The organism is Xylanimonas ulmi, from assembly GCF_004216535.1.
GTDB classification, from domain to species: Bacteria; Actinomycetota; Actinomycetes; order Actinomycetales; family Cellulomonadaceae; genus Xylanimonas; species Xylanimonas ulmi.
The window spans coordinates 1,380,879-1,406,278 of record NZ_SGWX01000001.1 but is presented as its reverse complement, the minus strand read 5'-3'; the positions used below and the strand labels follow the sequence as shown (position 1 = coordinate 1,406,278).

The 25,400-nt window shown below is 73.4% G+C and carries 21 protein-coding genes; 9 read left to right on the top strand and 12 right to left on the bottom strand.

The genetic code is table 11. The annotated features are described in order from the left end of the window. Nucleotides 1-20: 20 nt before the first annotated feature. Together EV386_RS06470 and EV386_RS06465 are read right to left on the bottom strand one after the other, a co-directional pair. The gene (locus tag EV386_RS06470) at nt 21-1,220 is read right to left on the bottom strand and encodes an MFS transporter (protein ID WP_130413402.1); all 1,200 of its coding nucleotides are present in this window, start codon (nt 1,218-1,220) and stop codon (nt 21-23) included. 33 nt (nt 1,221-1,253) lie between these two features. Next, on the bottom strand, nt 1,254-2,114 hold the full coding sequence (locus EV386_RS06465) for an aldo/keto reductase (RefSeq protein WP_423218961.1): 861 nt from the start codon (nt 2,112-2,114) through the stop codon (nt 1,254-1,256). 161 nt (nt 2,115-2,275) lie between these two features. Between EV386_RS06465 and EV386_RS06460 the strand changes: the two genes are divergently transcribed. Further along, nucleotides 2,276-2,743 carry a MarR family winged helix-turn-helix transcriptional regulator gene (locus EV386_RS06460; RefSeq protein ID WP_130413398.1) on the top strand — a complete coding sequence of 156 codons (468 nt, stop codon included), beginning with the start codon at nt 2,276-2,278 and terminating at the stop codon, nt 2,741-2,743. A 56-nt stretch (nt 2,744-2,799) separates the two neighbouring features. On the opposite strand, the gene EV386_RS06455 is transcribed toward EV386_RS06460, so the two are convergent. Beyond that, nucleotides 2,800-3,531, bottom strand: a complete 732-nt coding sequence (locus tag EV386_RS06455) for an alpha/beta hydrolase (RefSeq protein WP_130413396.1) — start codon at nt 3,529-3,531, stop codon at nt 2,800-2,802. A 104-nt stretch (nt 3,532-3,635) separates the two neighbouring features. Here EV386_RS06455 and EV386_RS06450 point away from each other — a divergent pair, with 104 nt between their 5' ends. Next, nucleotides 3,636-4,094: a hypothetical protein gene (locus EV386_RS06450; RefSeq protein ID WP_130413394.1), complete on the top strand. Its 459-nt coding sequence runs from the start codon at nt 3,636-3,638 to the stop codon at nt 4,092-4,094. Nucleotides 4,095-4,160: 66 nt separating this feature from the next. On the opposite strand, the gene EV386_RS06445 is transcribed toward EV386_RS06450, so the two are convergent. The 4 genes from EV386_RS06445 to EV386_RS06430 all read right to left on the bottom strand — a co-directional run bounded on the left by EV386_RS06445 (nt 4,161) and on the right by EV386_RS06430 (nt 8,323). Further along, a complete protein-coding gene (locus EV386_RS06445; RefSeq protein ID WP_130413392.1) occupies nt 4,161-5,819 on the bottom strand; it encodes an ABC transporter permease in 1,659 nt (552 codons plus the stop codon). Then, nucleotides 5,816-6,772, bottom strand: coding sequence for an ABC transporter ATP-binding protein (locus EV386_RS06440; RefSeq protein ID WP_130413390.1), 957 nt, complete (start codon nt 6,770-6,772; stop codon nt 5,816-5,818). The genes EV386_RS06445 and EV386_RS06440 overlap by 4 nt, the downstream gene beginning before the upstream one ends. A gap of 41 nt (nt 6,773-6,813) precedes the next feature. Further along, nucleotides 6,814-7,488, bottom strand: coding sequence for a TetR/AcrR family transcriptional regulator (locus EV386_RS06435; RefSeq protein ID WP_130413388.1), 675 nt, complete (start codon nt 7,486-7,488; stop codon nt 6,814-6,816). A 145-nt stretch (nt 7,489-7,633) separates the two neighbouring features. After that, nucleotides 7,634-8,323 (bottom strand): GntR family transcriptional regulator, encoded by a 690-nt coding sequence (locus tag EV386_RS06430; protein WP_242607853.1) that lies wholly within the window; start codon nt 8,321-8,323, stop codon nt 7,634-7,636. A gap of 337 nt (nt 8,324-8,660) precedes the next feature. Between EV386_RS06430 and EV386_RS06425 the strand changes: the two genes are divergently transcribed. Beyond that, nucleotides 8,661-9,680 carry an L-idonate 5-dehydrogenase gene (locus EV386_RS06425; protein WP_130413384.1) on the top strand — a complete coding sequence of 340 codons (1,020 nt, stop codon included), beginning with the start codon at nt 8,661-8,663 and terminating at the stop codon, nt 9,678-9,680. On the opposite strand, the gene EV386_RS06420 is transcribed toward EV386_RS06425, so the two are convergent. Together EV386_RS06420 and EV386_RS06415 are read right to left on the bottom strand one after the other, a co-directional pair. Beyond that, a complete protein-coding gene (locus EV386_RS06420; RefSeq protein WP_130413382.1) occupies nt 9,661-10,740 on the bottom strand; it encodes a LacI family DNA-binding transcriptional regulator in 1,080 nt (359 codons plus the stop codon). The genes EV386_RS06425 and EV386_RS06420 overlap by 20 nt on opposite strands. Next, a complete protein-coding gene (locus EV386_RS06415; protein WP_130413380.1) occupies nt 10,740-11,744 on the bottom strand; it encodes a hydroxyacid dehydrogenase in 1,005 nt (334 codons plus the stop codon). Before EV386_RS06415 ends, EV386_RS06420 begins: the two co-directional genes overlap by 1 nt. 154 nt (nt 11,745-11,898) lie before the next feature. Here EV386_RS06415 and EV386_RS06410 point away from each other — a divergent pair, with 154 nt between their 5' ends. The 6 genes from EV386_RS06410 (at nt 11,899) to EV386_RS06385 (ending at nt 20,510) form a co-directional block, all read left to right on the top strand. Beyond that, nucleotides 11,899-12,882 carry an ABC transporter permease gene (locus EV386_RS06410; protein WP_130413378.1) on the top strand — a complete coding sequence of 328 codons (984 nt, stop codon included), beginning with the start codon at nt 11,899-11,901 and terminating at the stop codon, nt 12,880-12,882. Further along, on the top strand, nt 12,879-13,853 hold the full coding sequence (locus EV386_RS06405) for a carbohydrate ABC transporter permease (RefSeq protein ID WP_130413376.1): 975 nt from the start codon (nt 12,879-12,881) through the stop codon (nt 13,851-13,853). The genes EV386_RS06410 and EV386_RS06405 overlap by 4 nt, the downstream gene beginning before the upstream one ends. Before the next feature lie 76 nt (nt 13,854-13,929). Beyond that, complete coding sequence (locus tag EV386_RS06400) at nt 13,930-15,558, top strand: twin-arginine translocation signal domain-containing protein (protein ID WP_130413374.1); 1,629 nt, start codon at nt 13,930-13,932, stop codon at nt 15,556-15,558. Beyond that, a complete protein-coding gene (locus EV386_RS06395) occupies nt 15,555-17,516 on the top strand; it encodes a DUF2264 domain-containing protein (protein ID WP_130413372.1) in 1,962 nt (653 codons plus the stop codon). The genes EV386_RS06400 and EV386_RS06395 overlap by 4 nt, the downstream gene beginning before the upstream one ends. A 10-nt stretch (nt 17,517-17,526) precedes the next feature. Next, a complete protein-coding gene (locus EV386_RS06390; RefSeq protein ID WP_130413370.1) occupies nt 17,527-19,803 on the top strand; it encodes a right-handed parallel beta-helix repeat-containing protein in 2,277 nt (758 codons plus the stop codon). Continuing rightward, entirely contained in the window at nt 19,800-20,510 is a 711-nt protein-coding gene (locus EV386_RS06385; protein WP_130413368.1) for a ThuA domain-containing protein, read from the top strand. Before EV386_RS06390 ends, EV386_RS06385 begins: the two co-directional genes overlap by 4 nt. Here EV386_RS06385 and EV386_RS06380 read toward each other — a convergent pair. The 3 genes from EV386_RS06380 to EV386_RS06370 are packed head-to-tail and all read right to left on the bottom strand — an operon-like array spanning nt 20,450 to nt 25,306. Continuing rightward, entirely contained in the window at nt 20,450-21,937 is a 1,488-nt protein-coding gene (locus EV386_RS06380; RefSeq protein ID WP_130413366.1) for an NAD-dependent succinate-semialdehyde dehydrogenase, read from the bottom strand. The two genes, EV386_RS06385 and EV386_RS06380, sit on opposite strands and share 61 nt — an antisense overlap. Next, nucleotides 21,937-23,883: an FAD-dependent monooxygenase gene (locus EV386_RS06375; RefSeq protein ID WP_130413364.1), complete on the bottom strand. Its 1,947-nt coding sequence runs from the start codon at nt 23,881-23,883 to the stop codon at nt 21,937-21,939. Before EV386_RS06375 ends, EV386_RS06380 begins: the two co-directional genes overlap by 1 nt. Nucleotides 23,884-23,923: 40 nt before the next feature. Beyond that, nucleotides 23,924-25,306, bottom strand: a complete 1,383-nt coding sequence (locus EV386_RS06370; RefSeq protein ID WP_130413362.1) for an MFS transporter — start codon at nt 25,304-25,306, stop codon at nt 23,924-23,926. Between the last annotated feature and the right edge of the window lie 94 nt (nt 25,307-25,400).

Sequence of the window (25,400 nt, the reverse complement as noted above, 5' to 3'; positions counted from 1 at the left end):
TGCCCGCAAGGGCGATGAGCTCACCCGGCGGTCGCGTGCGCGACGGCGGCCGGCTCGCGGGTCGGCGCGGCGCCGGCCGTGACAGCCGCGACCACCATGACCGCCAGCCCGGCGAGCGTGATGGCGGCGCCGGCCCACAGCGGGGAGGTGAAGCCGAGGCCCGCGGCCAGGGCGAGCCCTCCGACCCAGGCGCCGAACGCGTTGCCGATGTTGAACGCGGCGATGTTGGCGCCGGAGGCGAGCGTGGGGGCCGCCGAGGCGTAGCGCATGACGCGCATCTGCAGGCCGGGCACCGTGGCGAAGCCGAAGCCGCCCATGAGCACCAGGCTCACGATCGTCAGAGCCTGGCTGTCCGCGGTCAGGGCGAACAGCGCGAGCACGGCGGTCAGGCCGATGAGCAGCACGACCAGCGTGCCGTCCAGTCGCCTGTCGGCGGCCCGCCCGCCGAGCAGGTTCCCTACGAACAGCCCGGCGCCGAACAGGATCAGCAGCCAGGGCACGGTCGAGTCGGCGAACCCGCTCACGCGGGTGAGGGTGAACGCGATGTAGGTGAACGCGCCGAACATCCCGCCGAAGCCGAGCACGGTCACGGCGATCGACAGCCACACCTGCGGCGAGCGGAACGCCGCCAGTTCGACCCGCAGGCTCGACGGCGCCGCCGCGTGTGAGTCTCGGGCGGTCGACGGGACGAGGACGGCGACGCCGACGAACGCGAGCACGCCGACGGCCGTGATCGCCCAGAAGGTCGAGCGCCAACCGGCGGCCTGCCCGAGGAAGGTGCCGAACGGCACGCCCAGGACGTTGGCGATCGTCAGGCCGGTGAACATGATCGCGATGGCGGCCGCGGCGCGGCCGTTGCCCACCAGGCCCGCCGCGACGACCGCGCCGATGCCGAAGAAGGCGCCGTGGCACAGCGCGGCGAGCACGCGCCCGGCGAGCATGAGCCCGTAGGTGGGTGCGAGCGCCGAGAGCAGGTTCCCGGCGATGAACAGGACCATGAGCCCGAGCAGCGCGCGTTTGCGGTCCACGCGGGTCAGCGCGGCGGTCAGGCCGATCGCGCCGACGGCGACCGCCAGCGCATAGCCCGAGATGAGGTAGCCGGCCACGGTCTCGGTGACCTCGAAACTGGCGGCCACCTCGGGCAGCAGGCCCATGATGACGAATTCGGTCAGGCCGATGCCGAAGCCCCCGATGGCGAGGGCCCACAGGGCGAGAGGCACGATGACGCTCCTTGCGGACGTTGGGGTGTGTGGTCAGCCGTTGAAGCGGTCGGGGTGCGGGCCGGTGCGTCCGTCGCGGTCGAGGGCGTCGATCGCGGCCATCTCGTCGTCGGACAGCGCGAAGCCGAACAGGTCGAGGTTGGCGGCGATGCGCTCGGGCGTGACGGACTTGGGGATGACCACGGTCCCGTGCTGCACGTGCCAGCGCAGGATCGCCTGGGCGGGCGTGACGGCGTGGGCGGCGGCGACGCGCGCGATCACGTCGTCGCGCAGCAGCGCGCCCTGGGCGAGCGGGCTCCACGCCTCGGTGACGACGCCGTGCGCGGCGTGGGCCGCGCGGAGGCCGCGCTGCTGCAGCGCGGGGTGCAGTTCGACCTGGTTGACGACGGGCCGCACGCCGGTGGCCGCGATGATCGCGTCCAGGTGGGCGGGCTGGAAGTTGGAGACGCCGATCTCGCGCACGAGTCCGGCGTCGCGGGCCTCGACCAGCGCCTCCCACGCCTCGACGTACTGGCCGCGGCCCGGTGCCGGCCAGTGGATCAGGAACAGGTCGAGGTGGTCGAGTCCCAGGCGCTCGAGGCTGCGCCCCAACGCGGGCGCCACGTCGGATCGGGCCATGTCGTCGACCCACAGCTTGCTGGTCACGAAGACCTCGGCCCGGGCCGGGCCCGAGGTCAGGCCCGCCTCGGCCAGGGCACGCCCGACGCCGGCCTCGTTGCCGTAGACGGCGGCGGTGTCGACGCTGCGGTACCCGGCGTCGAGCGCGAGGGACACGGCGCGGGTGGTCTCGGCGTCGGGCACCTGGAAGACGCCGAAGCCGACCTGCGGCATCGTGGCGCCGGGGTGGGCGGCGTGGGGGAGGGGGACGGCGGGGATGGTGTGCTGCGTGGGCACGGGGCGCTCCAGGCATGGTGGTGTGGACGATGACGGTCGGCGTGGGCCGACCATGAGCGCCCGCCGGTAGTTGCAGGCGCGGGATACATGTTTGCACGCGCGCTCTATCCGCACAAGCCGTGTAGAATGGGTGCTCGCACCCACCAGTCCGGAGGAGCCCCATGGGAATCGCCGACGACGCCGTCGAGGTCCGCGCGCAAGGTTGGCGCACGCTCGCGGCCCTGCACGGCCTCATCGACGCCGCGCTCGAACGCGCGCTCCAACAGGAGCACGGGCTGTCGGTCGTCGAGTTCACCGTGCTCGACGCGCTGTCGCGGCAGGACGGATGGCATATGCGCATGCGGCAGCTCGGCCGCGCCGCCGCGCTCTCGGCGTCGGCGACCACGCGGCTGGTCAACCGGCTTGAGGAGCGCGGGCTGCTGACGCGCGTGCTGTGCCAGGACGACCGGCGCGGGATCTACACCGAGCTCACCGCGGCGGGGGAGGGATTGCTGCTCGCGGCGCGGCCGACACACGACGTGACCCTCGAGGCGGCGCTGACCGCCGCCGAGGGGACCGCGGAGCTGGCTCCGCTCGTCGAGGCGCTGCACGAGGTCTCGGCGCCGGCGGCCGCGCGCGCCGGCGCCTGAGCGCCGCCGTCCTGGGGGAGTTCGACGGGCCCGCCCGCGGCGGGCCCGTCGGCGCGTCAGCGCAGGTGTCGGACGAAGAACCGCGCGGCGTCCTCGGCCGCGTGCTCCGGCACACCCGTGTGCCCGCCCATGTTGGCCTGCAATGTCTTGTCGGGGGAGCCGAGGGCGTCGAACAGGCTCAGCGCCTCCTGGCGGTCGTTGCCCGCGTCGTCCCACTGGAGCAGGACGTGCGTCGGGATCCGCACCTGGCGGGCCTGCTCGATGATGGCGCGGGGGATGCGGCTGCCGGCGAAGAGTCCCGCGGCCACGACGCGCGGCTCGACCGCGGCCAGTCGCACGCCGAGCGAGACGATCCCACCCGAGTAGCCGAACGGGCCGCCCACCCCCTCCGCCTCAAGCGCGTCGAGCAGGCGTCGGCACTCCGGGACGGCCGCCTCGACCAACGGCAGGACGAGCCGGTCGACGACGTCATCGTCGACCGGCTCGCCACGGGTGATGGCGCGGCGCAGGTCGGCGCGGGCCGCCTCCAAGTCGGGCAGTCGGGGCCGGTCGCCGCTGCCGGGCAACTCGATGGTCGCGGTGGCGAAGCCGTCGGCGGCGGCGCGGGCGGCGCGAGCGAGCAGGCGCGGGTACATCCGCTCGAGGCCGCCGGGGTGGCCCAGGAGGATCGCGGGCGCCGGCGCCGAGGCCGGAGGGTCGGGGGTCCACAGGATCCCGGGGACGCCGTCGAGCGTCAGGCGGCGCTCGACGACGCCGTCAGCGGGACGGTGTGCGGTGCTCAGGTGCATGGGAGCCTTCCAGAGGGGTGGGTGTCGCGCCGTGTCAGCGGGATGCGGTCGCCCCGCCGCGCGCCTACGGTCGGGGCAGGGCCTCCCACGCAAGGAGCAGAGCAATGGACCAGCCGTTCGACGCACTCGACATCTTCACCCCTGCCGTCCGGGACGAGATCCTCTCGATCCCGGGTTTCGCGGACCTGCTGCGCGACCAGTGGCTTGAGAGCGAGGGCCCGGAGGCGCCCGAGCCGATGGAGCTGAGGAACTTCGGCCCCGGTCAGCTCGACGAGCACGGCATCCAGTGGCTGCTCGACAACTCGCCCGACGAGGTCGATGGCGTGGTCGTGCCGGCCGACGTGCCGCACTGGCGGGCGTCGGAGTGCGTGGTGCGGGTCGCCACCGGCCCGGCCGCGGCGCGAGCGCGCGCCCTCGTGGTCAAGATCGCCGACGAGCTCGAGGCGAGCGGCCAGGCCGACACCGCGGCGTTCCGGGCCTACGTCGAGAGCATCCAGCGGCTGCTGGACGAGCGCAAGGACCAGCCCGAGACGATCGTCACAGGCTTCGCCCACCAGTTCTGACCAGGGTCACGCCGGTCGGGCCCGCCCCGTCGAGATGCGACGGGGCGGGCCCGACAGGACCCTGGGTCAGACCACGGGCACGTCGCGGCGCCGGAAACCCCAGAACGCGAGGCCGAACAGCGCGGCGGCGATAGCGGTCAGCACCAGCGTCGGGGCCCAGGCGAAGTCCTCCGCGGGCACCCGGGGCACCCACCACAGCGGCGACAGACCCTGGACGGCGTCGGGCAGGTCGAGCGCCTCACCGAACATGCCGACCACGAACGCGAGCACGAGGATCGCCCACGGCAGTCCCGCCAGGCGCGGCAGCCACGCGAACAGGGCCGCCGACAGGGCGATGACCACGGCGACCGCGGGCAGGTACGCCGCGGAGGCGACGAGGTAGGCGCCGAACGACGGATCGGTCGCGCCGACCGAGTAGGCGCCGATGGCGACGCCGACGCCCCCCGCGACGGTGAGCACCGCGGCGCCGATCCCGGCGACCGCGAGTTGCGCGCCGAGCCAACGTCCACGGGAGACGGCCGTGGCCAGCGCGTACTCGGCCAGCCCCTCGGTCTCCTCGGTGCGGGCGCGCAGCACCGCGGAGATGCCGTAGCCGACGGCGATCAGCGCCGCGTAAAGCATGAACACCGAGACGAAGCCGTCCGTCAGCGCCTGCCCGCCGTCGCCGCCGAGGATCTGCGCGACCGCCGGGTTGGTCTCGGCGAGGTCGCCGACCATGGGGCCGATCTCGTCGACGTAGGTGCCTGAGGCCAGCCACATCAGCGTCGTGCCGAGCGTCCACCACGCGAGCGCGACCCGCTGCTGGCGCCAGGCCAGCGCGAAGGGGGAGGCGAGGCTCGCGACGGCGTCCGCGCGGCCGCGCCGCTCGGGCAGCATGGCCGCGCCGAAGTCACGGCGCGAGGCCAGCGTCGCGGCGAGCACGAGCAGCACGACCGTCAGGACCAGGCTCAGGCCGAGCGGCCACAGGCGGGTGTCGACGAACACGCGCGTCTGCTGCGCCCAGGCGACGGGCGAGAGCCACGACAGCGCGCTGCCGTGCGCCCGCTGGATGTCGCCGACGCCCCGCACCGCTATCGCCACGCCGAGGACGGCGATGGCCAGGCCGCTGGCCCCGCGCCCGTGCGCGGTGAGTTGGCAGGTCACCGACGCGACGCCCGCGAACACGAGGGCCGTCAGCGCCGCCGCGAGCGCGATCACCACGCTGTCACGCGGGTCGAGCCCGCCCGCGGCGAGCACCGCCGCCGACAGCGCCGCGATGACCAGGTTGACGATGAGCACGAGGAGCATCGCGGCGACGGCGGGGGCGTGCCGGCCGACGACGCCTGCGCGCACCAGCTCCGAACGGCTCGACTCCTCCTCGGCGCGGGTGTGCCGCACGACCTGGAGGATGCTCATGATCGCGAGCGACAGGATGATCCACAGCAGCATCTCGTTGGCGACCATCGCGCCGATGGTGTAGTCGTCCAGGCCGTACCCGGGCCCCGTCAGCAGGATGCTGGCGGGCGTGCTCATGAGCGCCGCGCGCGCCTGGCGGGACTCGGCGGTGTCGAACAGCGAGGTGAACGCGCCCACGACGTACAGCCACAGCAGCACGATCGAGGCGGTCCACACGATGAGGCGGACCCGGTCGCGACGCAGCGCGAACCGCAGCAGCAGGCCCGTGCCGGTCAAGGTGTCCAGGCTCGTCGGCCGCGCCTGGGCGGCGCGCGTCGTCGTCGCGCTCATCGTGCGCGCCCCGCGGACGTGGCGACGCCGTCGGCGGCGAGCTCGTCGCCGTAGTGGCGCAGGAACAGCTCCTCGAGCGACGGCGGGGTGACGGTGAGGGCGTGCACGCCCAGGCTTGAGACGGCCGCGAGCACCTCGCCGATGCGGTCGTTGTCGACGTCGAAGGTGACGCGCGAGCCGACGGCGTTGGGCGTCGCGGCCAGATCGTGCACCCCGGGCAGCGCGGCGAGCGCGGCGGGGTCGGCCTCGACGACCGTGGTGATCGCCGAGCGCGTCAGGTGCCGCAGGTCGTCGAGCGTGCCCGACTCGACCGCCCGTCCCTGACGGATGATCGTGACGGTGTCGCAGACCTTCTCGACCTCGCTCATGATGTGGCTGCTGAGCAGCACCGAGCGGCCCTGGGCCTTGACCTCGCGCAGGTACTCGGTGAACACGGCCTCCATGAGCGGGTCGAGGCCAGAGGTGGGCTCGTCGAGCACCAGCAGCTCGACGTCTGAGGCGAAGGCCGCCACGAGCGCGACCTTCTGCCGGTTGCCCTTGGAGTACGTGCGGGCCTTCTTGGTGGGGTCCAGCTCGAAGCGCTCGAGCAGCTCGGCCTTGCGCTTGAGGTCGAGGCCACCGCGCAGGCGGGCCAGCAGGTCGATGGCCTCGCCGCCGGTGAGGTGGGGCCACAGCGACACGTCGCCGGGCACGTAGGTCAGCCGACGGTGCAGTTCGACGGCGTCTGCCCACGGGTCGCGGCCCAGCAGGCTCACGTGGCCCGACGTCGCGCGCAGCAGGCCGAGCAGCACGCGGATGGTGGTGGACTTCCCGGCGCCGTTCGGGCCGAGGAAGCCAGCGACCTCGCCGGGGCGGACCGTGAGGTCGAGGCCGTCGAGGGCCTTGGTCGAGCCGAAGGACTTGTGCAGGTCGCGGATCTCGATCGCGGGCACAGCCGAGGACGGGGTGGTCATGGGGGTTCCTTGGGTGGGGGATGAGGCTGGGATGGGATGCGTCAGGCCGTCTGGTCGGGGAGCGCGCCCGGCGGGTCGGGCACGAACTCGAGGTAGTCGTCGAGCATGCGGCGGGTCGTCAGGAAGCCCTCGGTGTACAGCTCGAGGATCGGCAGGTACGACTCGGAGAAGAAGCGGCGCACGTACGCGGTCAGGTCGCCGGGGTCCTGCGGGGGGTTGAGCGTGACCGACAGCAGCAGCGCGCCGAGCGACGACAGCGTCAGATAGCGGACACGGGCCCGCTCGTCGCGGCTGGGGACGGCCAGGCCCGAGGCCACCGCCTGGGCCGTGTACGCCTCGGCGTCGGCGAGCAGGTGCTCGACGAACGCCTGACCGACCGTCCCGCCCTCCTGCAGCGAGCGCAGCACGTAGCCCACCAGCGGCGCGTACGCGTCGGCGGAGGCGAACGCCTCCAGGAAGCTCGTGCCGCCTGCGGCGCGGTCGATGGTGGCGAGCTTGGCCTCGCGCACCTGCGCGAGCACGTGTGCGTCGCACTCGGCGCGCAGCGCGTCCTTGGACCCGAAGTGGTGGATGACCAGGGCGGCGCTGACCCCGGCGTCGCCCGCCACCGTGCGGACCGAGGCGCCGAAGCCGTCGGTGGCGAAGCGCGCCACCGCGGCGTCGCGGATGCGCGCGCGGGTGGTCAGGTCGTCATCACGGCTGCGGGCTGAACGCATGTTTCATAGCCTAAACGTGCGTTCAGTCGAGCGCCACCCTCACGTTCGTGGCTGACGCGCCGTGACCGCCTGCTCGCCTGCTCGCCCGGGGCGCCCGGGGCGCGCGTGACGCCCGTGGCGCCGCGCCGTCGGCGTCGGTCGCCCGCTACGAGCCGGGCCGGTCTCCCCAGACGGTGACACTGCGCCGCACCGGTGGCGCGTCCTGCGCCGAGCCGAAGAACTGGGGTGAGCGTGCCCGGACCTGCTCGATGTCCGTGAAGACGGCGCGCAGGTGAGAGCGCATGAGGCTCGCGGCCTCCTCGGCGTCGCCGGCGATGACGGCGCGCAGGATGGCGTCGTGCTCGTGGACGAGCGCAGGCGCCGGCGTCGTCTGAAGACTGAGGCGGCGGGCGCGGTCGAGGTGGGCCTGCGCGGCGGCGATGGCCGTCCATGCGCCCGCGTGCCCCGCGAGCGCGAGCAGACCGCGGTGGAAGTCCTCGCCCAGGGTGAGGAAGTCGTCGAGGCGGTCGCCGCTGGCATACTGCGCGGCGACGTTCTCGCGCAGTGCGGCCACGGCGTCGTCGTCGAGCGGCTGCGAGGCGAGTGAGGCGAGTGAGGCGAGTTCGACCGCCTCGCGCAGGAACTGGGCGTCGGCGACCTGCTGGGGGTCGATGCGTGCGACGAAGGTGCCCACCTTCGGGAAGACCATGACCAGCCCCTCGTCGGCGAGCCGGATCAGGCTCTCGCGCACCGGGGTTCGCGACACGCCCAGCGACGCGGCCAGGTCGTTGACCGACACTGGCGAGCCCGGCGCCAGGTCGAGCTCGACGACGCGTCGGCGCAGCTGCGCGTGCACGGCCTCAGCGTTGGTCCGTGACGGTGGCACAGTCCGTCCCCCTGGCGTCGTCGGCATGGCTCGCATGCTACCGAACGCGAGCGCCAGCGGATTGCGGTGACGTACGAGCACTGATATATCTCCTGGTGCCAGTGCGCAGAGGGGCTGGGTGGGCGAGCCAGGGGGCCGCCCGAACGACTCCAGCCTCCCTCCGCTGAGGGGATGCCAACAACCGGCGACGGAGCCGGAGCAAGGAGTGACTGACGATGCGACGAGGCATCACAGGGGGCGTGGACTGTCATGGAGCCGTGGGCCGGGCCAGTCGACATGCCGCACACGACCGGACGCGGGTCGCGGCATGAAGGCCGTGCGCGTCCACGGCCCGGGCGACCTGAGGGTCGAGGAGCGCCCCGATCCGGTGCCGGGCGACGGCGAAGTGCTCGTGGCGATGGAGTGGGGAGGCATCTGCCCCGCTGACGTGTCCTACTGGAAGCACGGGCGCTCGGGATCGGCGCTGCTGCGCCATCCGCTCATCCTCGGGCACGAGGTCGCGGGCACCGTCATCGGGCTCGGGCGTCACGCCCAGTGCGCGCAGATCGGGCAGGCTGTGACGTTCCATCCAGCGACGCTGGTCGGTGACGGGACGATGCCGCCGCGCATGGCGGGGCGGACCAATCTGTACTCGCAGGTGCGCTACTTCGGGTCCGCCGCGCTGGCGCCGCACACCGACGGCGGTTTCAGCCAGCTCAAGGCGGTGCGGGCCGACCAGGTCAGGCCGCTGCCCGAGCACGTCTCGACGCTCGAGGGCGCGCTCGCCGAGCCGCTGGCCGTCGCGATGCACGCGGTGGAGCGAGCCGGGTCGCTCATCGGCCGGGACGTGCTCATCAACGGATGCGGCCCGCTCGGCTCGCTGCTCGTCGCGGCCGCGCGGAACGCGGGAGCGCGGACGGTCCTGGCCGCCGACGTGTCCTACCCGGCCCGACGGATCGCCCGGGCGATGGGCGCCGACGCCGTCGTCGACCCGCGTGACGACGACCTGCCGCAGGACGTCGAGGTGGTGTTCGAGGCGTCCGGGGACCCCGGCGCGCTGGCCAGCGTGCTGCGCGCCGCGGCCCGCGGCGGCGTCGTCGTCCAGGTCGGGCATCTGCCGGACACGCCCGTCCCCAGCGCCCTGGCGGACCTCGTCAACCGTGAGCTGTCGTGGGTCGGGTCCTACGGGTTCGTCGACGAGATCGACGACGCGATCGACGCGATCGCGCAGGGGCTCGACGTCCAGGCGGTCGTCGGCGGCGCGTTCGGCATCGACGCCGCCGAGACGGCGCTGCGGGCCGCGGACGACCCGACGATCGGCGGGAAGATCATGATTCGGCTGAACTGAGCGCGCCGGGCTCGGTCGCGGCGCGCGGGGCCGCGACCGAGTCGCGCACCACGAGCCGTGTGCCGACCACGGCGTCGACGGCGTCCGCGCCGTCGGCGACGCACAGCTCGGCCGCCCGGCGGCCGAGCTCCTCGAGCGGCACCGACACCGTGGTCAGGCGGGGGCGCAGGTGGGTGGCGACGGGGACGTCGTCGTAGCCGACCACGGACAGGTCGCCGGGGATCGCGACGCCCGCCTCCTCGGCGGCCTCATACACCCCCACGGCGACCTCGTCATTGGCGGCAAACACAGCCGTCGCCGCGAGCCCGTGACGCAGCAGGCCGGCGACGGTGGCGCGCCCGAAGGCCGCGTCGAACCGCCCGACGTGGACGAGGTCGTCGTCCCAGGCGACGCCGTGCTGCTCCAGCGCGCGGCGGTAGCCGGCCAGGCGGTGCGTGTGCGTCGAGAGCCGGGGCGGTCCGCCGACGTAGGCGATCCGGCGGTGGCCCTGGGCCAGCAGGTGGCTCGTGACGGCGAACGCGCCGCCCTCGTTGTCGTAGCCGACGCTGCGCGTCGGAGCGCCGTCGCCCAGCGGCGGCCTGCCGCACAGGACGAGGATCCCGCCCTCATCGGCCAGCGCGCGGGCGCGGTGGGCGAGCTTGGTGCGGTAGCCGCGGTCGTCGGTGGCCCCGCCCACGAGGATCACCCCGCCCGCGCGGTAGGAGCGCAGCAGGTCGACGAGCTCGAGCTCGCGCTCCTTGGACCCGCGCGAGGCCATGATGAGGCACGCCAGGCCGAGCTCGGCGGCGCGGCGCTCGACACCGCGTGCGATGTGCCCGAAGAACGGCTCGGCGACGTCCTGCACGACGATGCCGATCGTCGAGGTTCGCGAGCGCGCGAGCGCGCGTGCGTTGACGTTCATCACGTACCCGAGGTCCGCGACGGCCTGCGTGACGCGGGCGCGCGTGCGCGCCGCGACCGGGTAGTTGCCCGACAGGACGCGCGAGACGGTGGCGGTCGAGACCTGCGCGGCGGCGGCGACGTCGGCGAGGGTGACGCCCGCGCGCGGTGCGGCGGGCATCAGGCGATCCGGGCGAGGTCGGCGGCGTGGACCTGATGCCGCAACGGCTCGCCGTCGAGGAAGCGCACGAGTTCGGCCACTGCCTGGTCGCCGAGCCGCGAGACCTCGTTGCCGAGCGCTCCGGCCAGGTGCGGGGTCAGGACGACATTGGGCAGATCCCACAGCGGTGAGTCGGCCGGCAGCGGCTCGGGGTCGGTGACGTCGAGCCACGCGTCCAGGCGCCCCGAGATGAGGTGGGGCGCCAGGGCGGCGTGGTCGACGACGGCGCCGCGCGAGGTGTTGACGAGGATCGCGCCGTCGCGCATCCGGGCCAGCTGCGGTGCTCCGACGAGCCCGATCGTGGCGGGGGTGAGCGGCGCGTGCAAGGTCACCACGTCGCTGCGCGCGCACAGGGCGTCGAGCGTGACCGGTTCGGCGCCCAGCGCGGCGGCCTCGGCCGCGGTGACGTAGGGGTCCGCGAGGAGCACCTCGGCGTCGAGGGTGTGCAGACGCTCGATGAGGCGTCGGCCGATGTGCGAGGCGCCCACCACGCCGACCGTCACCCCGTGGGCGCCCAGCGTGGGCATGCCGGACAGGTCGCGCGGACGGCGTTGGGCGCGGAACCGGGCGGTGAGGCGCCCGACACGCTTGAGCGCGAGCACGATCTGGGCGAACGCGAACTCCGCGACCGGGCCGGCGTTGGCGTGCGCGGCGGCGCTCACGGTCAGCCCGGACTCCAACGCGCTCGGGGCGAGGAAGGTGCGGATGGTCCCGGCGGCGTGGAAGAGCGCGCGCAGGCGCGGCATGCGCGCCAGGGAGTCGGCGTCCAGGCGGGGGACGCCCCAACCGGTCACCAGGACCTCGACGCGGTCGAGGAGGTCGGCGACCTGGTCGAGGTCGGTGACGGCGCCCGGCGCCAGCAGGCGCAGGCGCGCGCTCATGGTGGCGTGGGCGCCGCGGCGGAAGGCGGTCGTGTAGGTGTCGTCGTTCATCAGCAGCAGCGCTGGTGGCCGGTGGCTCGGCATGGCTCTCCTTCGCACGGTAGCCGCACCATAGCAAGCGCTTGCGATCAGGTCACCTGATCGTTTCGTTGACACGTTCATTTCCGCGAACCTACGGTCTTTCGAAGTAGCAAGCGGTTGCTGTTTGTGACTGCGAGTGCGGCGAAGGAGACGTGCGATGGCGGTGGCTGAGGTGGGGACGGAGACTGTCGGCGGCTCGGGCCCCCCAAGGGCCGACCCGGCCCGTCGGCGCCGGGCGCCGCTGACGGCCCGCATCAGGCGCGACGGCGTGCTGCTCGCGATGATCCTGCCGGGCTTCGTGTACTTCGCCGTGTTCCAGTGGCTGCCCCTGGCCGGGAACGTCATCGCGTTCCTGGACTACCAGCCGTACCTGGGCATCACCGACAGCGCCTGGGTCGGCCTGCGGAACTTCGCGGAGGTCTTCGCCGACCCGACCTTCTACCACGCGGTGCGCAACACGCTCGTCATCACGGTGCTGCAGCTCGTGCTCTTCTTCCCCGTGCCGATCCTCCTGGCGCTGCTGCTCAACAGCGTCATGACGCCGCGGCTGCGCACGTTCGTCCAGTCCGTGGTGTACCTGCCGCACTTCATCGGCTGGGTGCTGCTGGTCTCGATCTTCACGCAGATCCTCGGGCCGATGGGCGTGGTCACGCACCTGCTCGACGCGGTGGGCGTGTCCGGGTTCTCGGCGACGACGACCCCGGAGTTCTTCCCGTTCCTCATCGTCCTCGAGCTGATCTGGAAGGACGCCGGGTGGGGGACGATCATCTTCCTCGCGGCGCTGGCCAACGTCAGCGGCGAGCTGCAGGAGGCCGCCGTCATCGACGGCGCCGGCAAATGGCGACGCATCTGGCACGTGAGCCTGCCGGCCATCATGCCCGTGATCATCCTGCTGCTGATCCTCCAGATCGGGACGATCCTGTCGGTCGGCTTCGAGCAGATCATCCTCCAGCGCGATGCGGTCGGACCCGCCGCGGCCGAGGTGCTCGACACGTGGGTCTACTACCACGGCATCCAGGACGGCGCGTGGGGCCCCGCCGCCGCCGTCGGACTGGTCAAAGGCATCGTCGGCTTCGGGCTCGTCCTGGGCGCCAACAAGCTCGCCCACCTCTTCGGCCAAGACGGGATCTACCGCAGATGACCACGATGACCCGCTCCACGCCGTTAGCCGCACCCGGCCTGACACCGCCCGGCCCGGACGCGCGCCGACGCGTCCGGCCGCGGCGCCGCAACCGCCACCGCCCCGCATGGGACGAGGAGCCGAGCCTGGCCGGATCCGCGGCCAAGGGGCTGCTCCTGGTGGTGATCTGCCTGGTGACCACCTATCCGATGATCGCCGTGCTGGCCACGAGTCTGTCGTCCCAAGAGGAGATCGCGGCGAAGAACGGCCTCGTCCTGTGGCCGAGCCGCCCGACCCTGGCCGCGTACGAGCAGGTCTTCAGCGGTGGCGTCGTCGCCGAGGCCCTGATGCGCAGCGTCGGCATCACCGTCGTGGGGACCGTCAGCTCCGTCGTCCTGACGGTGCTCATGGCCTACGGGCTCTCGCGCCCCCGAGTGGTCGGGGGCCGGTTCTGGCTGATGTCGGTGCTGGCCACCATGTTCTTCTCGGCGGGCATCATCCCGAGCTTCCTGGTGGTCAGCGAGCTCGGGCTGCGCGGCCACTACGCCGCGGTGATCCTGCCGACGATCATCTCCGCGTTCAACCTCGTCGTGGTGCGCAGCTTCTTCATGAGCCTGCCCGCCGAGCTGTTCGAGGCCGCGCGGATCGACGGCGCCGGCGAGCTGCGCATCCTGGCGACCATCGTCATGCCGCTGTCGCGCGGCGTGGTCGCCGTCATCTCGCTCTTCTACGGCGTGGCGTACTGGAACGCGTTCTTCAACGCCATGCTCTACCTCGACATGGACCAGTGGCCGGTGTCGATGATCCTGCGCCAGTACGTGCTGCTCGGGCAGCCCGTCGCCGACACCGCGGCGACGTCCGAGGTCGCGGCGCCCTCCCAGGCCCTACAGATGGCTGTCGTCGTCGTCAGCCTCCTGCCGATCCTCATCGTCTACCCCCTCCTGCAGCGCTACTTCACCAAGGGCGTGCTCACCGGCGCCGTCAAGGGCTGAGCGCGCCACGAGCGGCACTACCGCCACGGCCGGCCTCGCCGTGGCGCCACGGACCACCTCACGAACGGAGCATCCCGTGCCCGCCATCGCCCCCACGTTCCTGTCCCGCCGCGGCTTCCTCGCGCTGAGCGGCGCCACGGCCCTCGCCGCGGGCCTCGCGGCCTGCGGGTCGAGCCCGTCGGCCACCGGCCGGGTCTCGAACGCCAAGGATGTGCTGCTGCCGAGGTTCACGCCGCTTCAGGGCCTGAGCCCGGACCTGCCCGGCTCCGCGGCCGGGGTCCCGCCGGGGTACTTCGCCTACCCCAAGCCGTTCCGGTCGGTCGCCGAGGCGCCGCTGGCGGGGGAGACGGTCGCCGCCCTGTCGATGTTCTTCTCGACGGTGCCCACGCCGAAGGGCGAGAACGCCGCCTGGCAGGAGGTCGAGCGGCGGCTCGGCGGCGTCCTGGACATCGACGCCGTCTCCGACGCCGACTTCCGAGCGCGGTTCGCCACCACCGTGGCGGGGGGCGACCTGCCCGACCTGATGATGTACCCCGCCTCGGCCGCACAGCAGAACCACGCCCAGTTCCTCGAGGCGGCGTGCGCGGACCTCACCGAGCACCTCGGCGGCGACGCGGTCAACGCCTATCCCAATCTCGCCGCCATCCCCGAGCTGTTCTGGAGCCAGTGCGTCGCCGCGGGCAAGCTCTACTACCTGCCGATCCCGCGCGGGGTGACCTCAGGCGCAGGCTTCCACAACGCGGCGCTGTTCGAGGGCGTCGGCGTGTCCGACCTCTCCCAGATCGCCGACGCCGAGGCGTTCCTCGAGGTGTTGGGTGAGCTGACCGACTCCGCCAGGAATCGGTGGGCGCTGGGCTCGTCCGGGTTCGGGCTCGCGATCTTCCGCAGCATGTTCCGCGTGCCGCCGGGCTGGCGCCAGGACGGCGGCAGGCTCGTCAAGGACATCGAGACCGACGAGTACCTCGCGATGATCGAATACGTCGCCAAGGCGTATGCGGCCGGGTACATCGTCCCCGGCTCGGAGGCGTGGCAGAAGAACCAGATGCTCAACGCCTTCATCGGTGGCCAGACCGCCCTCATCTACGACGGCCTGCCGGGCTACCCCACCTACGCGGGCTCGACGAGCGACGCGTTCCGGCCGCTGCCGTTCCAGCCCGTCGGGCACGACGGCGGCCAGGCGCAGATGTTCCAGGACAACGTGCTCCTGGCCCCGGTCATGGTCAAAAAGGGGCCCGCTGACCACGTCGAGCGGGTGCTGAGGGTCGCCAACTTCCTCGCGGCGCCGTTCGGCTCCGAGGAGTACCTCCTGCTCAACTTCGGCGTCGAGGGCGCCGACTACACCATGGACGCGGGCGGCAACCCCATCCTGACTGACGCGGGCAAGGCCGACGTCGCCGTGCCGTGGAGGTTCCTCGCCGCGCCGCAGCAGGCCGTCTACTACGCGGGCAACGAGGAGCAGACCCGCACGGTGCACGAGGCGTACTCGACGCTCATCCCGCTCGCCGTCGCCGACCCCGTCGCCAACATCTACAGCCCCACCGCCGTCAACAAGGGCGCCTCGCTGGCCCAACCGGTCAGCGACGCCGCCAAGGAGGCCATCGCCGGGCGCGGGACGGTCAAGGACCTGCAGGCCGCGATCAAGGCGTGGGCGGCGAACGGCGGCGACACGATCCGCGGTGAGTATGAGGCGGGGCTGGCGCAATGAGCAGGGCGCTGCGGCTGCCCGACGCCGACCTGCGCACCAGCCCACGCACCGGCTGGACGCGGGACCACTGGACCGCGGTCGCCGACCACTGGCTCGGGTGGGTGCGGGATCACTCACCCACGCCCGCCCTGCCGCGACTGCCAGGCCGCGTCACGCGCGACGGCGAGCGCCGTGAGTCGATGGAGACGGTGTGCCGCAGCATGATCCTGGCCGCCGCCCGCGTCGCCCGCGCGCGCCCCGACGACGCCGACGCGGACGAGATCGCCGCCTGGTACCGCGAGGCGCTGGTCGCCGGGACCACGCCCGGCGGGCCCCAGGAGTGGCCGCGGGCCGTGACGGGCCGGTTGCCGCGCGTCGGACTGACGCAACCGCTCGTCGAGGCCGCCAACGCCGCCTTCGCGCTCCACCTCGCGCGCGAGCGGCTGTGGGATGCGCTGGCGCCGGGCGAGCGCGACCAGGTCGCCCGGTGGCTGCGCCACCACGCGCGCCTGGACACGTGGCCCAACAACTGGCAGCTCTTCCCCGCCGTGGCCGAGGGCTTCCTGCGCTCGGTGGGGCTGGAGGACACCGACGTCGGCGAGCTGCACGTCGCGCGCATGGAGGGCTGGTACGTGGGCGACGGGTGGTACACCGACGGCCCCGAGCACCGTTTCGACCACTACAACGCCTGGGCGATCCACCCCTACCTGTGGGCCTGGTACCGCATGACCGACACCACGGGCACCGCCGAGGGCGAACGTCACCTCGACCGCCTCGCCGCGTACGTGCGGTCCTTCGCGCGGCTCGTCGCCCCGGACGGGGCGCTGCTGCACCAGGGCAGGTCGCTCACCTACCGCACGGCGGCGCTCGCGGCCGGCTGGTGCGCCGAGGTCTCGGGTGTCTCGCCGCTCGACCCCGGCCAGTGGCGCCGGCTCGCCTCGGGCGTGCTGCGCGACTTCGTCGAGCACGGCGTGGGCGTGGGCGGCCCGCTGTCGCTCGGGTGGTACGGGCCGCACGAGGGCTCGACGCAGTACTACAGCGGCTTCGGCTCGCCGTACTACGCGGGCATCGGGTTCCTGGGGCTCGCGCTGGCCGACGACGCCGCGGTGTGGACCGCAGTCGAGCCGGCGCACGACCCGTCCGACGAGGTCACGCCGATCCCGCGGGTGGGATGGACGGTGGCGCGCGCCGGGGGTGTGTGCCGGCTGGTCAACCATGGCGCCGACCACGTCACGATGGCGCTCGACGACTACCCCGACGAGGACGACCCGCACTACGCGAAGCTCTCCTACTCGACGCACACCGCACCGGAGACCGGGCGGGGGTTCGTGGCGAACGTCGACAGCCATCTCGCGGTGCTCGACGCGGGCGGCCAGGCCTCGCGTCGCACCGCCGTGCGCGGCGTGCGGGTCGAGGGACCGGTGAGCGGCTCGGTCCATCTGCCGCACCTGGACGGACGGCCCCTGCCGGGCGCCGCGGTGCGGACCGTGAGCGTGACGCACGGGCCGTGGGAGGTGCGCTGCCACCTGGTGCGCACGGCCGAGCCGCGCATGGTGCGCGAGGGCGCCCACGCCGTCGCGGACGAGACGCCGCCGCAGGCCGGGTCCTGGGGCTCGGGCGGCCGCTGGGCGCGCGGCGCCCGTGGGGTGCTCGCCGCCGTGGCGCCGCTGCACGGGTACGAGCGGGCGGACGTGGTGCGCGGCGAGGGCGTCAACGCATTCGGCCCGCACTCGGCCACGCCGTATCTGATCGGCGGGCACGTCGCGGGCGAGCGCGTCTACGTCGCGCTCCACCTGCTGTGGCTCGATCCGGACGCCACGGCCGCCGACCTCGCCGCGAGCGACCCGCGCGCCGTCGTCGACGTCACGGTCGCCGGGAGCGTCGTGGGGGTTCGGTGGGCCGACGACGGCGCGACGACGCGCACCGACCTGGCGACGTTCGTGCCTTGGGACGGCGTGACCGCCGGTGGGCAGGGGTGAGGGAGCGGTGGTGAGCGAGGTCACGGCGGTGGGGGCGGGCGCGACCTCGCCCCTCGTCCTGGCAGTCACGCCGCACGAGTCGCTCGCCGACGCGGCCGACCGGCTGGCCGCGACGCTGGTGCGGCACCCCCAGCGTGACGTCGAGGTGCGCCTGGCGCCGGGGACCTACCGGGTCAGCGAGCCCGTGCGCCTGGGCCCCGAGCACTCCGGCGACGAGCGGCGCGAGGTGAGGTGGGCCGGGACCGGGGCCGTGATCAGCGGCGGCGTCGCACTGACGTGGCGCGCGGACCGCGACGGGCGGTGGCGTGCGACGGCGCCGCCGGGCGTCGAGCCGGCCGACCTGTTCGTGGGCGGGCGCCGCAGCCGCCGCGCGCGCAGCGCTCCGCAGTCGGCCGAGGTCTGTCATGCGGTCGACGCGGGGATCACGGGCGCCCGCGCGCTGGGGATCGGACGCTGGGCGCGCCCCGAGGCGGTGACGTGTGTCGTGACAGTCCGCTGGCGCGCCTACCACCTGCCGGTCGCGGGAGTCGACGGCGACGTCGTGCGGCTGCGCGAGCCCTGCTGGACGAACGCGCGCGGCGGCACGGGGCGCGTCGGCCCCTACTGGGACACCACGGCGGTCGACGGGAGCCAGTTCGCGGGAGGGGTGGTCTGGGAGAACGCGATCGAGCTGCTGACCGAGCCGGGCGACCACGTGTGGGACCCGGTCACGCGGACCGTCACCTACCTGCCGCTGCCGGGCGAGGAGCCCAGCGACGTTGAGGCGATCGTTCCGACGTGCGAGAGCCTGCTCGCGCTCGACGGCGTGCGGCGCCTGCGCCTGACGGGGCTCACGCTCTCCCACGCCGCGTTCGGTCAGAGCGCGACGGCCCAGGGATACGTCGGCGCGCAGGCGGGCCTGACGCTCACGGGCGCCACAGGACCGCGCGACGCGGCCGGGCGACACTACACCAAGCCCGCAGCCGCGCTGGCGGTGCGGCGCAGCCACCACGTGGTGGTCGAGGACTGCGTCGTCACCCAGGTCGCCGGCGCCGGCGTGGTGCTGGAGCACGGAACCTGCGACACCCGCCTGGTCGCCTCACGGTTCGAGGACCTCGGATCGGGCGCGGTCTACATCGGGGACACCGAGCCCCACCCGGGCGCTGACCGGGTCTCGGAGCGCAACACCGTCACCCGCTGCGTCCTGCGCCGCGTCGGCGCGCGCTACACCGACGCCGTCGCGCTGTGGGCCGGGTACGTGGCCGACCTGACGGTCGACCACAACACGATCGAGGACGTGCCGTACTCGGGGATCTCGCTCGGCTGGGGGTGGAACCAGCCCGGGGCCCGTGCGAGCGCGCTGCGGGACAACCGCGTGACGGCCAACCGGATCGTCGAGGTCATGCGCCCGAGCACGGGCATGCACGACGGCGGCGCGATCTACGTCCAGGGAGCGCAGCCCGGGACCGTCATCGCGCGCAATCACATCGACCGCTCGGGGTACGGCGGAACGCAGCGCGACGGCAACGGGATCTACCTCGACGAGCAGACCTCGCACGTGCGCGTCGAGCGCAACGTGGTCACTCGGGTCGGCTACAAGTGGTTGTCGAACTGGGCCGTGTACGGCGTCGAGAACCTCTCGCGGGGGAACTGGACCGACACCGACGCGCCGGCGCTCGGCGGACGCGGCTCCGGCTCGCGCGGCGACCAGGTGCGCCTCGACGTGCTGCCGCCCGCGGCGCTCGCGATCGCCGCCGCGGCGGGCGCCGAGCCGGGCGCGCGGGTCTGGGCGGGCCGCGTCGACCTCGCGCGGGGGCGCCCCGCCACGCAGTCCTCCGCGGTGGTGGTCGCGGTGCGCACGAGCGAGGACCTGTCGCAGTGTGGTGGCGTCGAGGCCCAGACGACGGCCGCGGGCCACGGCGCCGGGGCGGGCCACGCCGAGGTGGCGGTGGACGGGGACACGTGCGCGGACACCGTGACGGTCGACGAGCCCGACTCGTGGTGGCGCGTCGACCTGGGGGCGCAACGCCGCCTCGGCGCGGTGGGGCTCTGGAACGCCGCGTCGATGCCCACGCGTGACGTGGTGATCGAGGTGGCCGACGGCGCCGGGCGGATCACCGCGCGGGCGCGGGTCGAGGGGCTCGTGCGGCGCCCCTCGATCGTCGAGGTCGACGCCGAGGGGCGTTACGTGACCGTGCGCCGTCCCGGCGGCGGCGTCGGGCTGTCGTCCGTGACCGTTCACCCGCCGTCGCGTGGCGCCGAGTGTGAGGCGCGACCAGGGCCACCGCGCGGGAGAGCGGAGCCATGAGGGCGCTCGTCGCCGTGGGCAGGGGGCGGTACGCCGACCCGTGGCACGCGTTCGAGGCGAACGCGCTGCGTGTCGCCGAGATCCTCGTCCGGGACGGGTGGACGGTCCGCCTCGACACCGACGTCGACGGCGCGATGACCCGGCTCGACGGCGTGGACCTCCTGGTGGTCGCGGCCGGCGACCCGTGGGGCCAGGGCGAACGGCGGTTCGTTGCGCCACGCGCGAGCCGTGCGGGGCTCCGGGCCGCGCGCGAGCGCGGCCTCGGCGTCATGGGGCTGCACGCGGCGGTGGCGAGCCTGCGCGACTACCCGTGCTGGGCTCCGGCGCTCGGCGCGGTCTGGATCCCCGGGGCGTCGAGCCACCCACCCCGGGGCCAGGCGCACATCAGCGTCCACCCGCACGCGCTGACCGCGGGGATCGAGGACTTCGTGGTGCACGACGAGCGCTACTGCCATCTCCAGCCGCTCGGCGAGGTGACCGTCCTGGCCACGCACGCCCACGACGGCGTGGACCACCCGCTGGTCTGGGTGCGCGAGCGCCCGCAGCGGGCCGCCTACGACGCGCTGGGCCACGACACGCGCTCCTACGACTCGCCCGAGCACGAGACGTTGGTGCGCCGCCTGGCGCGCTGGGCGGCCCGCGCCGGTCAGGACCCGGCGCCCTCCCAGGCCACGTACTTGAGCTCCAGGTACTCCTCGATCCCGTAGACCGAGCCCTCGCGTCCGACTCCCGACTGTTTGACGCCGCCGAAGGGCGCGACCTCGTTCGAGATGGCGCCGGTGTTGACGCCGAGCATCCCGGTCTCCAGCGCCCCCGCAACCCGCCAGACGCGCGCGGCGTCACGCGACCACAGGTAGGCGGCGAGGCCGAACTCGGTCGCGTTGGCCAGGCGCACGGCCTCAGCCTCGTCGTCGAAGCGGATGAGCGGCGTGACGGGGCCGAAGGTCTCCTCGCGCGTGACGAGCATCTCGGACGTGACGTCGGCCAGCACCGTCGGCTCGAAGAACAGCCCGCCGCGCTCGTGCCGGGCGCCGCCCGCCACGATCCGCGCGCCGAGCCCGGTGGCGTCCCGCACGTGCTCCTCGACCTTGGCCACGGCAGCGTCGTCGATCAGGGGGCCCTGGACGACGTCGGGCTCGAACCCGTCGCCGACGCGCATCGCCGCGACTCGCTCCCCGAGCCGGGCGGCGAAACGCTCGTAGACCCCCGACTGCACGTAGACGCGGTTGGCGCTGACGCACGCCTGGCCGCTGTTGCGGTACTTGGCGGCGAGCACGCCGTCGACGGCGCAGGCGAGGTCGGCGTCGTCGAACACGAGCACCGGGGCGTTGCCGCCCAGCTCCATCGAGACGTTCTTGACGGTCGCGGCGGCTTGGGTGAGCAGCACGCGGCCCACCTCGGTCGAGCCGGTGAAGCTCACCTTGCGCACCGCGGGGTTGCCCGTCAGCTCCGGACCGATCTCGCGCGCCCTGCCGACGACGACGTTGAGCACGCCCGCGGGCACGCCCGCGCGCGCGGCGAGCTCGGCCAGCGCGAGCGCTGTGAGCGGCGTCTGCTCCGCGGGCTTGACCACCATCGCGCATCCCGCGGCCAGGGCCGGGGCGGCCTTGCGCGTGATCATCGCGGCGGGGAAGTTCCACGGGGTGATGGCCACGCACACGCCCACGGGCTCCTTGAGCACCAGGACTCGACGGCTCGGCTCGGGGGCGTCGAACACGTCACCGCGCACCCGCTTGGCCTCCTCGCCGAACCACTCGATGAACGAGGCCGCGTAGGCGACCTCACCACGCGCCTCGGCGAGCGGCTTGCCCTCCTCGAGCGTGATGAGGCGCGCGAGGTCCTCGGCGTTCTCGGTCACCAGGTCGAACCAGCGGCGCAGGACCATCGCGCGCTGCTTGCCCGACCGTGCGCGCCAGGCGGGCAGCGCGCGTTCGGCGGCGGCGATGGCGCCGGCGACCTGCACGCGGCTGAGGCGGGGCACGGTGGCGATCGTGGCGCCTGTCGCGGGGTTGGTGACCGGCGCCGCGCCCGAGTCGCCGTGGGCGACCCAGGCGCCGTCGATGTAGGCGGCGGTGCGCAGCAGCGCGGCGTCGTCAAGCGGGCAGCGGGCGCCGACCACGCCCAGGGGGCGCATCACCGGGCCGTGGCCGGGGCGGCGGACTCGGCGGCGCCGACGGTCTGTGGAGCGCGGGCCGGCAGGAGCGCGCCCGCGAAGAACGCGGTCAGCTCCGCGCGTGCGGTCAGCGGGAGGACCGCCGCGACGTACTGGTCGGGCCGCACGACCACGACCACGCCGCCGCGGTCGATCCCGCGCGCCTCGAACACGTCGTCGCGCGGGTCAGTCGCGTAGACCCGCTCGTAGTCGATCAGGCCGAACGGCCCCGTCCGCGGCAGGAACACCCCCGGGACACCGACGACGTTGTCCATCTGCGTGTGGTCCTGCTGGTAGACGACCTTGACGTCGAGGACCGACCCCGGGTCGGCGCCGGGCGGCGTGTGGCGCAGCAGGGGCGAGGTCGGGTCGCTCGCGAGCCAGGCGGCCCAGTCCGCGAGCGCCGAGGGCTCGCCCGCGGCGGGGGAGTCGGCGAACGCGTACACGCGCCAGCGCCCGTCGGCGCGGTGGTGGTGGCCCAGGTGCACGCGATTGGCGTCGCACACGCGCTCGACGACGGCGGACTTGAACCGCTTGCCGATCGGGAAGCCCGTCGCGAGGTGTTGGTGCTCGGCGTCGCCCACGATGGACGAGGGCGCGTAGTGCGTCATGAACCCGAAGGCGAACTCGGAGGACCGCACGTAGTACTCGGCGAGGTAGCCGGGGTCGGGCAGGTCCTCGGGCTTGGTGGCCATGAGCGTCGACCACTGGCGGTCGAAGTCGATGAGGTTGCGCGCCACGACCTGGCGCTCGGCCGAGTAGGTGGACAGCAGCGACTGCGGCGCCAGCCCGGACAGCACGTGTCCGAGCTTCCAGGCGATGTTCCACCCGTCCTGCATCGAGACGTTCATGCCCTGACCGGCCTTGGCGGAGTGGGTGTGGCAGGCGTCGCCCGTGATGAACACGTGCGGCTCGCGCGTGCCGACCTGGTCGAGCGGGACGTCGTCGAACCGGTCGGTGACCCGGTGGCCGACCTCGTAGACGCTGTGCCAGGGCACGTCGCGCACGTCGAGGGTGTAGGGGTGGATGATCGCGTTCGCCCGCGCGACGATCTCGGCGAGCGGTGTGCGGCGGATCGCTCCGTCGTCGTCGTCCGGGACCACGCCGAGGTCGACGTACCAGCGCACCAGAAACCCGCCCTCGCGGGGGATGAGCAGCACGTTCCCCCCGTCGTGCGAGCGGATCGCGCACTTGGTGCGCACGTCGGGGAAGTCGGTCACGGCGAGCACGTCGAGCACGCCCCACGCGTGGTTGGACTTGTCGCCCACGGGCACGCAGCCGATGGCGTCGCGCACCGCGGAGTGCGCCCCGTCGCAGCCGACGACGTAGCGGGCGCGCACGGTGCGCTCGGCGCCCTCATGGGGGCCGGCGCCGCGCAGTGTCACGGTGACGGGGTGGGACTCGTCCGCCCCGCCGACGGCGAGGTCGGTGAGCTCCCAGCCGTAGTCGGGCCTCAGGCGCGCGGGGCCGTTCGCGGCGGCCTCCAGGAAGTAGTCGAGCACGCGGGCCTGGTTGACGACGAGGTGGGGGAACTCGCTGATCCCGCGGTCGTCGTCGCGCGGGCGGGAGGTGCGAACGATGTCCTCGGGGTGGTGCGGGTCGGGCTCCCAGAACGCCATCTCCATGATGCGGTAGGCCTCGGCGGTGATCTGCTCGTAGAACCCGAATGCGGCGAAGGTCTCGACGCTGCGGGCCTGCACGCCGTCGGCCTGGCCGAGCGGGAGCCGGTCTGGACGGCGCTCGACCAGGCGTGTGGTGATCCCGGGGAACTGCGCGAGCTGTGCGGCGGCGATCACGCCGGCGGGGCCGGCGCCGATGATGAGCACGTCGACCTCCTCGGGCAGGTCCTCGGGTCGGTCGAGGCCGACGCCCGCGGCGGGAAGCACTCGTGGGTCTGCGCTGACGTAGCCATGGTGGTGGAACTGCATCGGTCTGTCCTTCAGTCGATGTGGGGAGGTGGGTGTGGGTTCAGCGCGTGGCCTTGGCCAGCGCGGCGTCGAGCCGTGCTGCGCCGGGGATGTCGGTCGCGCTCGCGTCGAGCGGGCGGCCCGTGCGGTCCTTGATGAGCGACGAGGCGAGCAGGCCGACGAGCGACAGGGTCGCCAGGTACGTCGAGACGGCCGCCGACGTGTGGAAGGTGGCCTGGAGCCAGGTGCCGATCATGGGGGAGAACGCGCCGCCGAGGACCGCGCCGAACGCGTAGGCGAGCGCGGCGCCCGAGTAGCGCACCTTGGCGGGGAACATCTCGGCGAACAGCGCCGCCTGGGGGCCGTACGTCAGGCCCAGCCCGACGGCGAGCACCATCATGGACAGCCCGATGCGCGTCGGGTCGGCCGTGTCGATGATCCAGAAGAGCGGGAACGCCCAGGCGAGCATCCACAGGAAGCCGACCTTGTAGACGTTGGCGCGCCCGATGCGGTCGGACCAGACCGCGCCCAGCATCGTGGTCACGCCCCACACGGCCGCGGCGATCGTCACCATGCCCAGGATCGACGTGCGGCCGAGCCCGAGTGTGCTGGTGGAGTACGACAGGATGTAGCCGCCGGTGATCATGTAGCCGTTGGCGCTGTTGGCGGCGAAGGTGAGCATGCCCAGCACGATCGCGGGCCAGCAGTAGCGCAGCACCTCGACCACGGGCAGTTTGACCTTCTCGTGCTCGGCGGCCTCGCTGAGCTCCTTGAACACCGGGGACTCGCTGACCCCGAGCCGGATGACCAGCCCGACCGCGACCAGCAGGATCGAGACCAGGAAGGGCACGCGCCAGCCCCACGCGAGGAACTGCGCGTCGGTCGTGGTCGCCGCGACGACGGCCAGCACAGCCGTGGCGATGAGCATGCCGAGCGGCACGCCGATCTGCGGGAAGCCCCCGAACAGCCCGCGGCGGCGGGCGGGCGCGTGCTCGACGGCCATGAGGGCGGCGCCGCCCCACTCGCCGCCCGCCGAGAAGCCCTGCAGGACGCGCAGCACCACGAGCAGGATGGGCGCGGTGACGCCGAGCTGCGCGTAGGTGGGCACCAGGCCGATGAGCGCCGTGCTCAGCCCCATGAGCATGAGCGTGCCCACGAGCATGGCCTTGCGCCCGACCCGATCGCCGAGGTGTCCGGCGACGATCGCGCCCAGGGGGCGGAACAGGAAGCTCACCCCGACCGTCGCGAACGACAGGATGCGGCCGGCGACGTCGTCGGCCGAGTGGAGGAACGGGTCGAAGTAGAGGGGCGCGAGCACGAGCGCGGCCGTGTTCGCGTAGATGAAGAAGTCGTACCACTCGATCGACGTCCCGACGAGGGTCGCCAGGGCGACCCGGCGGTCCTCTCTCCTGTGGGTGCTGAGCACCGTCGTGTCGTGCGCCATATGCGTGACTCCCTTGTCATCCGATCCGCGCGCGGCGGGGGTTGCGGTGCTGGCGGCGGACGGCAGCCTTGTCGTCCTCCAGACGAAAGATATA